The organism is Allobosea sp. ASV33 (assembly GCF_016428755.1).
Lineage (GTDB): Bacteria > Pseudomonadota > Alphaproteobacteria > Rhizobiales > Beijerinckiaceae > Allobosea.
Map to the genome: position 1 here is coordinate 1 of NZ_JAELTI010000026.1, position 14,641 is coordinate 14,641.

Annotated in this window: 15 protein-coding genes; 13 read left to right on the forward strand and 2 right to left on the reverse strand. The window is 68.9% G+C overall.

Annotation, left to right across the window (positions count from 1 at the left end; all coding sequences use genetic code 11):
- Window positions 1–280 precede the first annotated feature (280 nt).
- On the reverse strand, window positions 281–1,486 hold the full coding sequence (locus JHD80_RS10375) for a penicillin-binding protein activator (protein ID WP_349237246.1): 1,206 nt from the start codon (window positions 1,484–1,486) through the stop codon (window positions 281–283).
- 184 nt (window positions 1,487–1,670) lie between these two features.
- Between JHD80_RS10375 and rsmI the strand changes: the two genes are divergently transcribed.
- From rsmI to gshB, 3 genes are all read left to right on the forward strand, one after another.
- Window positions 1,671–2,579: a 16S rRNA (cytidine(1402)-2'-O)-methyltransferase gene (gene rsmI / locus JHD80_RS10380; RefSeq protein ID WP_199086758.1), complete on the forward strand. Its 909-nt coding sequence runs from the start codon at window positions 1,671–1,673 to the stop codon at window positions 2,577–2,579.
- The gene (locus JHD80_RS10385; RefSeq protein ID WP_199086760.1) at window positions 2,576–2,971 is read left to right on the forward strand and encodes a YraN family protein; all 396 of its coding nucleotides are present in this window, start codon (window positions 2,576–2,578) and stop codon (window positions 2,969–2,971) included. The genes rsmI and JHD80_RS10385 overlap by 4 nt, the downstream gene beginning before the upstream one ends.
- A 70-nt stretch (window positions 2,972–3,041) precedes the next feature.
- Window positions 3,042–3,980 carry a glutathione synthase gene (gene gshB / locus JHD80_RS10390; RefSeq protein ID WP_199086762.1) on the forward strand — a complete coding sequence of 313 codons (939 nt, stop codon included), beginning with the start codon at window positions 3,042–3,044 and terminating at the stop codon, window positions 3,978–3,980.
- Between the two features lie 138 nt (window positions 3,981–4,118).
- Here the strand turns inward: gshB and JHD80_RS10395 are convergent, their stop codons facing one another.
- A complete protein-coding gene (locus JHD80_RS10395) occupies window positions 4,119–4,901 on the reverse strand; it encodes a HesA/MoeB/ThiF family protein (protein WP_199086764.1) in 783 nt (260 codons plus the stop codon).
- A gap of 171 nt (window positions 4,902–5,072) precedes the next feature.
- Here JHD80_RS10395 and JHD80_RS10400 point away from each other — a divergent pair, with 171 nt between their 5' ends.
- From JHD80_RS10400 to JHD80_RS10445, 10 genes are all read left to right on the forward strand, one after another.
- Complete coding sequence (locus JHD80_RS10400; protein ID WP_199086766.1) at window positions 5,073–6,077, forward strand: BMP family lipoprotein; 1,005 nt, start codon at window positions 5,073–5,075, stop codon at window positions 6,075–6,077.
- A 16-nt stretch (window positions 6,078–6,093) separates the two neighbouring features.
- The gene (locus tag JHD80_RS10405) at window positions 6,094–7,623 is read left to right on the forward strand and encodes an ABC transporter ATP-binding protein (protein ID WP_199086768.1); all 1,530 of its coding nucleotides are present in this window, start codon (window positions 6,094–6,096) and stop codon (window positions 7,621–7,623) included.
- The gene (locus JHD80_RS10410; protein ID WP_199086770.1) at window positions 7,623–8,048 is read left to right on the forward strand and encodes a VOC family protein; all 426 of its coding nucleotides are present in this window, start codon (window positions 7,623–7,625) and stop codon (window positions 8,046–8,048) included. The genes JHD80_RS10405 and JHD80_RS10410 overlap by 1 nt, the downstream gene beginning before the upstream one ends.
- Window positions 8,045–9,145, forward strand: a complete 1,101-nt coding sequence (locus JHD80_RS10415; protein WP_199086772.1) for an ABC transporter permease — start codon at window positions 8,045–8,047, stop codon at window positions 9,143–9,145. The genes JHD80_RS10410 and JHD80_RS10415 overlap by 4 nt, the downstream gene beginning before the upstream one ends.
- A 163-nt stretch (window positions 9,146–9,308) precedes the next feature.
- Window positions 9,309–10,283, forward strand: coding sequence for an ABC transporter permease (locus JHD80_RS10420; protein ID WP_199086774.1), 975 nt, complete (start codon window positions 9,309–9,311; stop codon window positions 10,281–10,283).
- Between the two features lies 1 nt (window position 10,284).
- Entirely contained in the window at window positions 10,285–10,695 is a 411-nt protein-coding gene (locus JHD80_RS10425) for a cytidine deaminase (protein WP_248311478.1), read from the forward strand.
- 37 nt (window positions 10,696–10,732) lie between these two features.
- The gene (locus JHD80_RS10430) at window positions 10,733–11,542 is read left to right on the forward strand and encodes a purine-nucleoside phosphorylase (RefSeq protein ID WP_199086778.1); all 810 of its coding nucleotides are present in this window, start codon (window positions 10,733–10,735) and stop codon (window positions 11,540–11,542) included.
- Between the two features lie 2 nt (window positions 11,543–11,544).
- Window positions 11,545–12,306, forward strand: a complete 762-nt coding sequence (gene deoC / locus JHD80_RS10435; RefSeq protein ID WP_199086780.1) for a deoxyribose-phosphate aldolase — start codon at window positions 11,545–11,547, stop codon at window positions 12,304–12,306.
- A complete protein-coding gene (gene deoA / locus JHD80_RS10440) occupies window positions 12,306–13,631 on the forward strand; it encodes a thymidine phosphorylase (RefSeq protein WP_199086781.1) in 1,326 nt (441 codons plus the stop codon). Before deoC ends, deoA begins: the two co-directional genes overlap by 1 nt.
- Window positions 13,628–14,572 (forward strand): 2-hydroxyacid dehydrogenase, encoded by a 945-nt coding sequence (locus tag JHD80_RS10445; protein WP_199086783.1) that lies wholly within the window; start codon window positions 13,628–13,630, stop codon window positions 14,570–14,572. Before deoA ends, JHD80_RS10445 begins: the two co-directional genes overlap by 4 nt.
- Window positions 14,573–14,641: the final 69 nt, after the last annotated feature.

Below are 14,641 nucleotides of genomic sequence, written 5' to 3' on the forward strand. Positions count from 1 at the left end.
CCCCCCCCCCCCCCCCCCCCCCCCCCCCCCCCCCCCCCCCCCCCCCCCCCCCCCCCCCCCCCCCCCCCCCCCCCCCCCCCCCCCCCCCCCCCCCCCCCCCCCCTTCTCAATGCCAAGGTTAATCGTCGGCAGCGTCAGATGTGTATAAGAGACAGGAACACGACCTTGTTCCAGCTTCGTCATGCTCGCCCTTGTGGCGAGCATCCACGTCTTGAACACGACACTCGACCCGCGAAGACGTGGATGGTCGGGACAAGCCCGACCATGACGGCGTGGGGTCTTACTGCGACCGCGGCCCGAGATCGCGCGGCGCGGCGTTGATCGTGACGATCTGGCCGTTGCGCAGCTCCAGCACCGCGAGCCCGCGCTCGACCTGCCCGTCCGGGCGGAAGCGAAAGACGCCGTCCGCCCCGGCGAAGCCCGAACCATTGGTCAGCACGGCCTCCGAGAAGCGCTGCGAGCCTTGCGTACGCGCCAGGGCCGCCGCCAGCGAGACGGCGTCATAGGAGAGCGTCGCGGTGCGGGTCGGCGCGCTGTTGAAGCGCTGCTGGTAGCGGCCCGCGAAGGCGTTGAAGCCGGCCGTGTCGGGCGAGGCGAACCAGCCGCCCTGGATGCCCGCCACGCGCGCGATACCCGCATCGTTCCAGACGCCGGTGCCGAGCGGCTTGACCTTGGCCGGATTGTAGCCGGCCTCCTGCAGCAGCTGGCCGATCGTCGGCATCGTATCGGCGGCGGCCGGCACGAACAGGGCATCGGCCTGGGCGAGCGAGGGCATCAGGCGCTGGATCGCGGCCTTCATCGCGGCCGGATCGGCGCCGAAATGCTCGATCGCGGCGACGCGCACGCCACGGCTGGCTGCCGCCTGCTGGAAGGCCGCCTCGACCACCTTGCCATAGGCGGTGTCGGGCAAGAGCGCGGCAAAGGACTTGCGGCCCTGCTGGGCGGCATAGCCGATGACGCGGTTGACGTCGTTCTCGGGCGGGAAGGAGAGCAGGTAGACGCCGCGGGTCGCGACGTTGGAATCGCTGGAGAAGGCGATGACCGGCTTGTTGGCGGCACGCGCGACCTGCCCCGCGGCCTGGACGGACGGCGCGAAGAGCGGGCCGACGATCAGCTCGGCGCCTTCCGAAAGAGCCTCCTGCGCGGCGGCGCGGGCGCCCTCCGGCGTGCCGCGATCGTCCTTGACCAGCAAAGTCAGGTCGGCGTTCGGGAATTCGGCCAGCGCCATCTCGGCGGCGTTCTTGAGGGAGTTGCCGACGACGGCGCCCTGGCCCTCGGCGGTCAGCGGCAGGATGAGGCCGACCTTGACCTTGCCGGTGCCGATGGTCTGGCCGGTCGGCGCCGCGCCGCCGGCTGCGGGCGCGCCCGAATCGAAGCCCGGCATGCCGGAGGTGCCGCCGCCGCAAGCGGCGAGCGCAAGCGGCAGCAGGACGGCGAAGGCCCGTGCCTTGGATCGCAGGGTCGGTGCGAGGTGCCGATGAAACACGGGCGATCTCCAGTCGTGACCGGGCCGGCGAAGCGCCGCCCGCGATAGGTCCTGCGGAACTGTTCTACCCCCGGACCTCTCGTGCCAGTGTGGAAGCCTATTTTCAAGTTGTTAACTATAGGTTGCAGGGAGACAGGCACGCCTTGCCATGGCGCGGGCGCGGCCGCTGTGGCAGCGTGGCCCAATGTCGACCGATGCCGCCCACCGCCCGCCCAGCTACACCGCCTTCGGCCTGAAAGCCGAGGCCGAGCCTCTGGCGTCGGGCCTGCACATCGTCGCGACCCCGATCGGCAACCTCCGCGACATCTCGTTCCGCGCGCTGGCGACGCTCGCCGCCGCCGACGCGATCCTGGCCGAGGACACCCGGACGTCGAAGACGCTCCTCGCGCATTACGGGATATCGACGCCGCTCCTGCCCTATCACGAGCATAATGCCGCGCAGATGCGCCCGAAAGTGCTGGCGAAGCTGCGCGAGGGCGGCAAGCTCGCCCTGATCTCCGATGCCGGCACGCCGCTCGTCTCCGACCCCGGCTACAAGCTGGTCGCCGAACTGGTGGCGGAAGGCTTGCCGGTTACCGGCATCCCCGGCCCCTCCGCCGTGCTGGCGGCGCTGGTACTGGCCGGCCTGCCGACGGATCGCTTTTTCTTCGAGGGTTTCCTGCCCCCCAAATCGGGCGGGCGCCGCACCCGTCTGACCGAGCTCGCCGCGATCCCCGGCACGCTGGTCTTCTTCGAATCGCCCCGGCGCCTCGCCGAGATGCTGACGGACGCCGCCGCCGTGCTGGGCGCCCGACCGGGTGCCGTCGCGCGCGAGCTCACCAAGTTCTACGAGACGGTCCGGCGCGGCACGCTTCCGGAACTAGCCGCCCATTACGATGGCGAGGAAGAGGCGCGCGGCGAGATCGTCGTCATCATCGGTCCGCCAGGTGCCGCCGACCTCGTTCCCACCGACGAGGCGATCGACGAGCGCCTGCGTGCGGCGCTATTGAAGGTTTCCCTGAAGGAAGCCGTGGCGCAGGTCGCGGCCGAGACCGGCCAGCCGCGCCGCAAGGTCTATGCCCGCGCCCTCGAACTCACCCGCGACGATCCGTGAGCCGGGCAGGCGCCGATCCGGGCGGGCGCAGCCTTAAGGCGCAGCGTTCCGGCCTCACAGGGCGCCGCGCCGAATGGCTCGCCATCCTCTGGCTGACGGCGAAGGGCTATCGCCTGCTGGAGCGGCGCTTCGGCGGCAAGGGCGGCGAGATCGATCTCGTGATGAAGCGCGGCCGCACCATCGCCTTCGTCGAGGTCAAGGCGAGAGGCCGGCTCGAAGACGCCATGATCGCGATCACCGCGGAAAAGCAGCGTCTGGTCGAGCGGCGCATCCGGCACTGGCTCTCGCGCAATCCCTGGGCTGCCGGGCATTATTTGCGGGCCGATGCGGTGTTCCTGGCGCCCTGGTGCCGGCCGCGCCATGTCCCCGCCGCCTTCGCGCTTGTCCTCTGATGCAGGGCGCCCCACTTGCAGGAACCCCGCCCGCGGCCCGATAAGAACGGCCTGCAATAGGAAGCCTGTCATGAGCCTCAACGTCGCCATCCAGATGGACCCGATCGAGCGCATCCGGATTGCCGGGGATACCGGCTTCGCGCTGATGCTGGAAGCGCAGGCGCGCGGCCATTCGCTCTACACCTACACGCCCGACAAGCTCTCGATGCGCGACGGCAAGGTCACCGCGCCGATGCGCCCGGTGAAGGTGCGCGACGTCGACGGCGATTATTTCACCGCAGGCGCCGAGGAGAAGATCGACCTGTCGACGCTGGACGTCGTCCTGTTGCGGCAGGACCCGCCCTTCGACATGGCCTATGTCACGACCACTCATATGCTGGAGCGCATCCACCCGAAGACGCTGGTGGTCAACGACCCGACCTCCGTGCGCAACGCGCCCGAGAAAATCCTCGTCACCCATTTCCCGGAACTGATGCCGCCGACCCTGATCACCCGCGACAAGGCGGAGATCGAGGCCTTCCGCGACGAGCATGGCGAGATCGTCATGAAGCCGCTCTACGGCCATGGCGGCGCGACCGTGTTCAAGACCAGCAAGACCGACCCGAATTTCGGCTCGCTTTTCGACCTGTTCAGCAACCTCTTCCGCGAGCCCTGGGTGGTGCAGGGCTTCATCAAGGAGGTCACCGAGGGCGACAAGCGCATCATCCTGATCGACGGCAAGGCGGCCGGCGCCGTCAATCGCGTTCCGGCGGTCGGTGATCTCCGCGCCAACATGGTGCGCGGCGGCGCGGCGCGCCCGACCGACCTGTCGAAGCAGGAACTCGCGATCTGCGAGGCGATCGGCCCGACCTTGCGCGAGCGCGGCCTGCTGCTTGTCGGCATCGACGTGATCCATGGCAAGCTCACCGAGATCAACGTCACCGCGCCGACCGGCGTGCGCGCGATCAAGAAGCTCGGCGGTCCGGATCTCGCGGCGCAGCTCTTCGACGTGATCGAGAGCAAGCGCTGAGCGCAGCCGGCAACAGGCTGCGCCACCCGCGTCGTCATGCTCGGGCTTGACCCGAGCATCTCATGCCGAAGGAGGCTCGGCGCCGTTCTTTCCAGAGATTCTCGGGTCAAGCCCGAGAATGACGCCCTGCATCGGAACTCAAGCCGCGACGCCGCTGCCGTTGAGCGGGTTGGCCTCATCCCAGCCATAGCGCAGCGTCTCGAAGCGCATCGTCAGCGCATCGACCAGCAGCAGCTTGCCGACGAGCGGTTCGCCGAAGCCGGTGACGGCGCGCATCACCTCCAGCGCCATCAGCGAGCCGATCACGCCGGGCAGGGCGCCGAGCACGCCGGCCTCCGCGCAGGTCGGGATCGCGCCGGGCGGCGGCGCGTCCGGAAAGAGGCAGCGCCAGGTCGGGTTCTGCCGCCCGTCCGGCCCGCTCTCATGGGCGCGGATCGTGGTCAGCGAGCCGTCGAAGCGCCCGAGCGCGCCCATCACCACCGGCTTGTGCTCGTGGAAACAGGCATCGGTGACGGCATAGCGCGTCGCGAAATTGTCGGATCCTTCGGCCACGACATCGTAGAAGGCGATCAGCGCGCGAGCATTGTGCGGATCGAGCCGCGTGACATGCTCCTCGACCACGACATTCCGGTTGAGGTTGCGCACGAAACGGGCGGCGACCACGGCCTTGTGCGCGCCGATATCCTCGGTGGTGAAGATGGTCTGGCGCTGCAGGTTCGAGAGCGAGACGATGTCGTCGTCGACGATCCCGATCTTGCCGACGCCGGCCGCCGCCAGATACTGGATCAGCGGCGCGCCGAGCCCGCCGGCGCCGATCACCAGCACGCGCGCGTTCTTCAGGCGCTGCTGGCCCGGCCCTCCGATCTCGGGCAGGACGATATGGCGCGCATAGCGCTCGATCTCGTCGTCGTTGAGCATCATGGCCGCTAGCCTAAGGCCGCTAGCCGCCCTTCGGCAATCGCCATCCCCGCGCGACCGCTCCCTCGCGACGGGCATGACCTTACGCCGGCTTGGCCCCGCGCCCGGGCCATGCCATCGTGGCGCCATCGAGGGCCGGACAACGGCGCCCGGCAGCAACAGGGGATCGGTTCGATGCGTTTGGGTTCTTTCGCGGCGGCGCTCGCCGGCGTTGCGCTTTCGGCTGTGGCGGCTTGCGCGCAATCGCAGCCGATCAAGCCGGCCATCGTCTATGACAAGGGCGGCAAATTCGACAAATCCTTCAACGAGGGCGTCTTCATCGGCGCCGAGAAGTTCAAGAAGGAGACGAATGTCGATTTCCGGGATTTCGAGCCGACGAACGACGCGCAGATCGAGCAGGCCCTGCGCCGCTTCGCCCGCGACGGCCATTCGCCGATCATCGCGGTCGGCTTCTCGCAGGCGACCGCCCTGCAGAAGGTCGCGGCCGAGTTCCCGAACCTGAAATTCACGATCATCGACATGGTCGTCGAGCTGCCGAACGTGCAGTCGGTCGTCTTCAAGGAGCATGAGGGCTCCTATCTCGTCGGCCTGCTCGCGGCGATGGCCTCGAAATCCGGCAAGGTCGGCTTCGTCGGCGGCATGGATATCCCGCTGATCCGCAAGTTCGCCTGCGGCTATGTCCAGGGCGTCAAGGCCGGCAAGGCCGATGCCGAGATCTTCCAGAACATGACCGGCTCGACGCCGGCCGCCTGGAACGACCCGGTCAAGGGCGGCGAGCTTGCGAAGTCGCAGATCGATCGCGGGGCGGACGTGGTCTATCACGCGGCCGGCGGCACCGGCATCGGCGTGCTCCGGGCGGTGGCGGATGCCGGCAAGCTCGGCATCGGCGTCGATTCCAACCAGAACGCGCTTCATCCCGGCAAGGTGCTGACCTCGATGCTCAAGCGCGTCGACGTCGCCGCCTATAATTCCTTCAAGGCGGCGCAAGACGGCTCCTGGAAGCCCGGCGTCTCGGTGCTCGGCCTGAAGGAAGACGGCATCGACTGGGCGCTGGACGACAACAACAAGGCCCTGATCACGCCCGAGATGAAGGCTGCCGCCGACAAGGCCAAGGCCGACATCATCGCCGGCACCGTCAAGGTCCACGACTACATGTCCGACCAGAAATGCACGATGTGAGGCGCAGGCCGTTCCCTTGAGCTCTGCGCCCGCCATCGAACTGATCGGCATCTCCAAGCGCTTCGGCCCGGTCGCCGCCAACAGGGACGTCTCCCTCTCGGTCGCGGCCGGCTCGATTCACGGCATCGTCGGCGAGAACGGCGCCGGCAAGTCGACGCTGATGTCGATCCTCTACGGCTTCTACGAGGCCGATTCCGGCGAGATCAGGATCGCGGGCGCGCCGCGCCGCATCCGCTCCTCGGCCGACGCGATCGCGGCCGGGATCGGCATGGTCCATCAGCATTTCATGCTGGTTGAGACGCTGAGCGTCGTCGAGAACGTCGTGTTGGGCGCCGAGGGCGGGGCCTTTCTGAAAGGCGGCGTCACCAAAGCTCGCGCAGCGCTCGCAAAGCTCTCGCAGGACTATGGCCTCGCCATCGATCCCGATGCCATCGTCGGCGAGCTTTCCGTCGGCCTGCAGCAGCGCGTCGAGATCCTGAAGGCGCTCTATCGCGGCGCCGAGATCCTGATCCTCGACGAGCCCACCGCGGTGCTGACCCCGCCCGAGGCCGACCAGCTCTTCGCCCTGCTCCGGGCGTTGAAGGCACAGGGCAAGACGGTGATCCTGATCACCCATAAGCTGCGCGAGATCATGGACGTGACCGACCGGGTCTCGGTGATGCGCCGTGGCGAGATGGTCGCCCATGTCGCCACCGCCGAAACCTCGCCGCCGGCCCTGGCCGAAGCGATGGTTGGGAGGCGCGTGCTGCTGCGCGTCGAGAAGCAGCCGCGCGAGCGCGGCGCCCCGGTGCTGGAGGCGGTCGGCCTGTCCTGCCGCGACGGGCGCGGCACCGAGACCCTGAAGGATGTGAACCTCACACTCCATGAAGGCGAGATTGTCGGCATCGCGGGGGTCGCCGGCAATGGCCAGAGCGAGTTGCTGGAGCTGCTGGCTGGCTTGATCCAGCCGAGCCGCGGCGTGATCCGGCTGGACGGGCAGATCCTCGCGGCCGCTGATCGCCATCCGGCGAGGCTGCGCGAACGCGGCCTGATGCATATCCCGGAGGATCGCCACCGCACCGGCCTCGTCACCGCCTTTTCCGCCGCCGAGAACGCCATCCTCGGCTACCAGCATGATCCCGCTTTCGGTACCGGCCCCTTGCTCTCGCCGGCCCGCATCGAGGCCCATGCGCGAGCGGCCTTCGCGGCCTACGATGTCCGCCCGCCCGATCCGGCGCTGAAGACGGCGAAATTCTCCGGCGGCAACCAGCAGAAGATCGTGCTCGCCCGCGAGATCGAGCGCGGCCCAAAAGTCCTGCTCGTCGGCCAGCCGACGCGCGGCGTCGATATCGGCGCGATCGAGTTCATCCATCGCCGGTTGGTGGCTTTGCGCGATGCCGGCGTCGCGATCCTGCTCGTCTCGGTCGAGCTCGAGGAGGTGATGGCGTTGTCCGACCGAATCATCGCCATGTGCGGCGGCCGGATCACCGGCGAGCGGGTGGCGGAGACCGCCGACGAGCGCGATCTCGGCCTGCTGATGGCCGGCGTAACGGACGAGGCGGCGTGATGGAACAGAGGCTGACACTGGTGACGCTGGGCGTCGGGGACATCGCTCGCTCGCGGCGCTTCTATGCCGCGCTGGGCTGGCAGGAGATCGAACCGCGGCAGGATAGCGTCGCCTTCTTCCAGCTGAACGGGATCGGCCTGTCTCTCTTTCCCAGAGCCGAACTGGCGAAGGATGCAGAGGTTGCGGATAGCGCGGCCGGCTTCTCCGGTATCACCCTAGCGCATAACCTGCGCAGCGAGGCGCAGGTCGATGCATTGTTCGCGGAGATGGTCGCGGCAGGCGCGGCGACCGTGAAATCGCCCCGCAAGGTCTTCTGGGGCGGCTATTCCGGTTATGTCGCCGATCCCGACGGCCATCTCTGGGAGATCGCACACAACCCGTTCTTTCCGCTCGATGCCGCCGGCAACGTGACGCTCGCCGGATGAGCGCCGCGCCCGTCGACCTTCCGCGCTGGGCCGATGTCGCTCTGGTGCCGCTGGTTTCGGTCGCGGCGGCCCTGCTCGTCGCCGGGCTCGTGGTCGTCGGCATCGGCGAGAATCCGCTGGAAGCGACGGCGCTGCTCCTGCGCGGCGCCCTTGGCAGCGCCGAGGGCATCGGCTTCACGCTCTACTACGCCACGAATTTCATCTTCACCGGGCTCGCGGTCGCCGTCGCCTTCCATGCCGGCCTGTTCAATATCGGCGGCGAGGGGCAGGCGACGGTGGCCGGCATCGCCATGGCGATCGCCTGTCTTGCGGTCCCGGCCTTGCCGGGGTTCCTCGCCGCGCCCTTCGCCATCCTGGCGGCCGCGGCGGGCGGCGCGGCTTACGCCTTCATTCCCGGCTGGCTCCAGGCGAAGCGCGGCAGCCATGTCGTCATCACCACGATCATGCTGAACTTCGTCGCGGCCACGCTGATCGTTTATCTGCTCCGCGAGATCATCGGCAAACCCGGCTCGATGCAGCCGGAGACGCCGGATTTCCCGGCGCAGGCGGTGCTGACGCCGATGCACCAATTCCTGGCGCCTCTCGGCATCGACCTGCCCTCGACCCCGCTCAACACCGCCTTCCTGCTGGCCCTGATGGCGCTTGTCGCTGTCTGGCTGCTGATCTGGCGCACGCGATTGGGCTATGCGATCCGCACCGTCGGCGCCAATCCGCGCGCCGCCGCCTATGCCGGCATCTCGCCCGCCGCGGTCACCATGATCGCCATGGCGATCTCGGGTGCGCTGGCCGGCGGGCTTGCTGTCAACGAGGCGCTCGGCGTCCAGCATCGGCTCGTGCTCGATTTCACCGCCGGCTACGGCTTCGTCGGCATTGCGGTCGCCTTGATGGGGCGCGGTCATCCGGTCGGTGTCGGCCTCGCCGCCCTGCTCTTCGGCGTGCTCTATCAGGGCGGCGCGGAGCTTTCCTTCGACAAGCCGGCCATCACCCGCGACATGGTCGTGGTCATCGGGGGCGTGCTCGTCCTGTTCGCCGGCGCACTGGACGGGCTGTTCCGCCAACTCGTCGCGGGCGTGCTCGGAATGGGGCGGGCATCATGACGGCGCGAGCCCTTCTGTCATTCCGGGGCGGTCCGCAGGACCGAACCCGGAACCCACGACCGGGTGAGCCCGTCCGTCGCCGTTTCGAAAGCATGCACCCAGTCGTGGGTTCCGGGTTCTTCGCTAGGCGAAGCCCCGGAATGACAAAGGGGAGCAGCTGACGATGGACCTGCTCCAGCTGATCGCCGTCGTGTTCGATTCGATGATCCGGCTTTCGATCCCGCTGATCTGCGCGGCGATGGCCGGGCTCTGGTCGGAGCGGGCCGGCGTCGTCGATATCGGGCTGGAAGGCAAGATGCTGGTCGCCGCCTTCGCCTCGGCGGTCGCGGCCTTCGTCACCGGCTCCGCCTGGATCGGGCTCGGCGCCGGCATTCTGGCAGCGCTGGCCCTGGCGCTGGTCCATGGCTTCGCCGCGATCACCTGGCGCGGCAACCAGATCGTCTCCGGCGTCGCCATCAACATGCTGGCGGCCGGGCTCACCGTCATCCTCGGCAATGCCTGGTACGGGCAGGGCGGGCGCACCCCTTCGCTGGAAGGCGCGGCCCGCTTCGGCGAGCTCACATTGCCCTTCGCCGGCTGGGCGCGCGCCAATCTGCCTGGGCTCGGCCTGTTCTACGACGAGGTCGTCTCCGGCCATGCCGCCCCGGCCTATCTCGCCTTCCTCTGCGTGCTCGTCACCGCCCTCGTGCTGAAGCGCACCCGCTTCGGCCTGCGCATCCGCGCCGTCGGCGAGAATCCGGCGGCGGTCGACACGGCTGGCATCTCGGTCGCCGGCCTGCGCTACGGCGCGGTCGCGATCTGCGGCGTGCTCTGCGGCATCGGCGGCACCTATCTCGCTGTGGCGCAATCCGCCGGGTTCCTGCCGCATATGACGGCGGGGCGCGGCTTCATCGCGCTGGCCGCCGTGATCTTCGCCAATTGGCGGCCCTGGCCCGCGCTTGGCGCCTGCCTGCTCTTCGGCCTGCTCGATGCGGTTGCGATCCGGCTCCAGGGTGTGACACTGCCGGGCATCGGCCTCGTTCCGGTGGAAGCGATCCAGGCCTTGCCCTATCTGATGACCATCGTCCTGCTCGCCGGCTTCATCGGCAAGGCGACGCCGCCCAAGGCCTCCGGCCTGCCCTATGTCAAGGAACGCTGATTTGCCGGCCGATATCGATTTCGAGGCCCTGTTCGCCGCTGCGGCCGCCATCCAGCCGCGCGCCTATGCGCCCTATTCGCGCTTCAAGGTCGGCGCTGCGCTGCTCGCCGATGACGGCGCGGTCCATGCCGGCTGCAATGTCGAGAACGCCGCCTATCCCGTCGGCTCCTGCGCCGAGGCCGGGGCGATGTCCGCGATGATCGCGGCCGGCGCGAAGGCGATCCGCGCTATCGTCGTCTTCGGCGAGGGTGCCGAACTGGTCACGCCCTGCGGCGCCTGCCGCCAGCGCATCCGCGAATTTGCGGCGCCGGAGACGCCCATTGCGATCGCCGGCCCCGAGGGCATCCGGGCGCGCTTCACGCTGGAGGAGCTGTTGCCAGCCTCCTTCGGACCGGCCAATTTGCCGCGGTGATTTGGCGCCGCTTTGCGCGGCCAATGGAGAGCGTGCGATGGCGGCCGATCCGGCCTTCGACGAAGTGGCGTCCATCCTGGCGGAGCGGGGCGTCGGCGCGATCGATTGCGCGATCGTGCTCGGCACCGGCCTCGGCGCCGTCGCCGAGGATATCCAAGATGCGATCCGCATTCCCTATGCCGACCTGCCCGGCTTTCCGCGCGGCGAGGTCTCCGGCCATGCCCGCCAGCTCTGCTATGGCATGCTGCATGGCCGCAAGCTGCTGATCTATCAGGGCCGTGCCCATTACTACGAGGGCGGCGACCCCGCCGTGATGCGCGTGCCCCTCGGCATGCTCGCCGCCTTCGGCTCGCCGCCGCTGATCCTGACCAATGCGGCGGGCTCGCTCTCGCTCGACATGCGTCCGGGCAGCCTTGCCCTGATCACGGACCACATCAATCTCAACGGCCCCAATCCCCTCGTCGGCGATACCGGCGATGGCCGCTTCGTGCCGATGGTCGATGCCTATGATCCGCATCTGCGCGGCCGCTTCAAGCGCGCGGCCCAGAAGGCGGCGATCCCGCTTGGGGAGGGCGTCTATATGTGGTTCACCGGGCCGAGCTTCGAGACGCCGGCCGAAATCCGCATGGCGAAGACCCTGGGCGCCGATCTCGTGGGCATGTCGACCGTGCCGGAAGTCATCCTGGCCCGGCGCTACGGCTTGCGCGTCGCCGGTTTGTCGATCGTCACCAATATGGGCGCCGGCCTGCATGGCGGCACGCCGCATCATAGCGAGACCCGCGATGTCGCAGGCCTCGCGGCCGGCGCGCTCAAGCGTCTGATGCGCGCCTTCCTGTCGGAGTTGTAGATATGTCCGATGCCGATCTCGCCAGGCGCGCGCTTGCGCTCCTCGACCTCACCGATCTCGCCGATGACGCGACGGAGGAAGGCACCCGCGATCTCTGCCACCGCGCTATTTCCGGCCCCGTGCCGGTCGCGGCGGTGTGCCTGTGGCCGCGCTTCGTCGCGATAGCGCGCACGGAGCTCGGCGACGGGCCCGTCCGCATCGCGACCGTCGTCAATTTCCCGGATGGCGACACGCCGATCGTGCCGGCCATGCGCGAGACGGAGGAGGCGCTCGCCGCCGGTGCCGACGAGATCGACCTCGTCCTGCCCTGGCGGGCCGTGCTCGCCGGCCAGACCACCGCGGCGACGGCCATGGTCCGCAACGTCAAGTCGCTCTGCGACGAGCGGCGGCTGAAGGTGATCCTTGAGACCGGCGAATATCCCAATCTCGACAAGGTCAGGACCACGTCCGAGCTCGCCATCGCCGCCGGCGCCGATTTCATCAAGACCTCGACCGGCAAGACCGCGAATTCGGCCAGCATCCCTGCCGCCCGCGTGATGCTGAACGTCATCGCGGAGGCGGGCCGTCCCATTGGGCTGAAGCCGTCCGGCGGCATCCGGACGCTGGCCGACGCCAGGCGCTATCTCGACCTTGCGGATGCGATCATGGGCGAGGATTGGGCGGCGCCCACGACCTTCCGCTTCGGCGCCAGCGGCCTCTATACGGCACTTGTCGAGGCCATCGCCGGCGCTGCGCCCGATGCCACACCGCGTGGGGGCTATTGATGCGCCTGACCCAGGAGATCATCGCCGCCAAGCGCGACGGCGCGGAATTGCCCGAGGCCGATATCCGCCAGCTCATCGCCGGCCTGCCTGACGGCTCGGTCAGCGAGGGCCAGGCCGCCGCCTTCGCCATGGCGGTCTATTTCAACGGCATGAGCGAGCGCGAGCGCGTGGCGCTGACGCTGGCCATGCGCGATTCCGGCACGGTGCTGCGCTGGGACGATCTGCCCGGCCCGGCGCTCGACAAGCACTCGACCGGCGGCGTCGGCGATACCGTCAGTCTGCCATTGGCGGCGGCGGTCGCGGCCTGCGGCGGCCATGTCCCGATGATCTCCGGCCGCGGCCTCGGCCATACCGGCGGCACGCTCGACAAGCTCGACGCGGTGCCGGGCTATGTCACGCAGCCCGGCATCAGCCTCTTCCGCAAGGTGGTGCGCGAGGCCGGCTGCGCCATCATCGGCCAGACCGCCGATCTCGCCCCGGCCGACAAGCGCCTCTATGCCATCCGCGACGTCACCGCGACGGTGGAATCGCTGCCGCTGATCACCGCCTCGATCCTGTCGAAGAAGCTCGCCGCCGGCCTGCACGGCCTCGCCATGGACGTGAAATTCGGCTCCGGCGCCTTCCTGCCGGATTACGGCAAGGCGCAGGCTTTGGCGCAGGCGCTGGTCGGCGTCGCCAATGGCGCGGGCATGCCGACGAACGCTTTGCTCACTGACATGAACGAGCCGCTGGCCTCGGCGGCCGGCAATGCGCTCGAGGTCGCCTATGCGCTCGATCATCTGACAGGGCGGCGGCGCGAACCACGCTTCCACGAGGTCACGGTGGCGCTCGCGGCCGAGATGCTGCTGCTCGGCAAGCTCGCGCCGGATCTCGATGCCGCCCGTGCGAAGATCGAGCAGGCCTTCGCCTCCGGCGCTGCGGCCGAGCGCTTCGCCCGGATGATCGTGGCGCTTGGCGGTCCGGCCGACCTGCTGGAGGCGCCGGAGAAGCATCTCCCCGCCGCGCCGATCGCGAAGCCGGTCTATCCTGAAGTGCCGGGGAGCGTCGCGTCCATCGACACGCGCGCCGTCGGGCTCGCCGTCGTGGCGCTCGGCGGTGGCCGCGTGCGCCCGCAGGACCCGATCGACCATGCCGTCGGCATCGTCGCTTTGGCTGGCGTCGGCGACACCGTCGGGGCCGACCGGCCGCTCGGCATCGTCCATGCCCGCAATGAGGGCGGTTACGCTGCGGCAAGCGAGCGCTTGCGCAAGGCCTATCGGATCGGAGAGGGTGCGGCGCGCGGCCCGCTGGTCGCGGAACGGGTTACGGAGAGGGTTACGGGATGAGTTTGCTTCTGGCCATGAGCGGCTGGCATATCGAGGATTGGCGTGCGCGCTTCCAGGCGCTGCTGCCGGATATGCCGATCGTCGTCCTGGGCGAGCCCTTCGACCGCCGCGCCGTCCACTATGTCGCAAGCTGGAAGCACCCGCCCGGCAGCCTCACCGGCCTGCCCAATCTCGCCGCGATCTTCTCGCTCGGCGCCGGCGTCGATTTCCTCTTTGCCGACGACAAGCTGCCGTCAGCGCCGATCGCGCGCATCGTCGATCCCGACCTGACGACGCGGATGAGCGAATATATCGTCCTGCACTGCCTGAGCTATCTGCGTCAGCAGCGCCGCTATGACCGCCAGCAGCGCGAAAAGCTCTGGGACGATGACCGCAACCAGCCCGCTGCCCGCTCGGTCCGCGTCGGCGTGATGGGCCTTGGCGAACTCGGCCAGGACGCAGCCCGCAAGCTCGCCATCATGGGCTTCGATGTCGCGGGCTGGAGCCGCTCGCCCAAGACGATCGAGGGTCTCCAGACTTTCTCCGGCGAGGACGGCATGAAGGCCTTTCTCGCCCGTACCGACATTCTCGTCAGCCTGCTGCCGCTGACCCCGGATACGCGTGGCATCATCAATGCCGGGATGCTCGCGGGTCTCGCGCAGGGCGGGCGCCTCGGCGGGCCGTTCCTGATCAATGCCGGGCGCGGCGGCCTGCAGGTCGCAGACGACATCCTCGCCGCGCTCGATGCCGGTACGCTCAAGGGCGCGACGCTCGATGTCTTCGAGGTCGAGCCGCTGCCGGCGGATTCGGCCCTCTGGACCCATCCGGGCGTGACGGTCACCCCGCATAACTCGGCGATGTCGGAGCCGGAGGCGATTGCGACCGCGATCGCCACGCAGATTCGGCGGCTGGAAGCCGGCGAGCCGCTGCTCAACGTGGTTGATCCGGAACGGGGTTACTGAGCACAGAGCATCGGCCCGAAAAGGGGAGCGCTGCTGTCGGAAAAAGCCGATGCGAAATCTCAGTTCGGC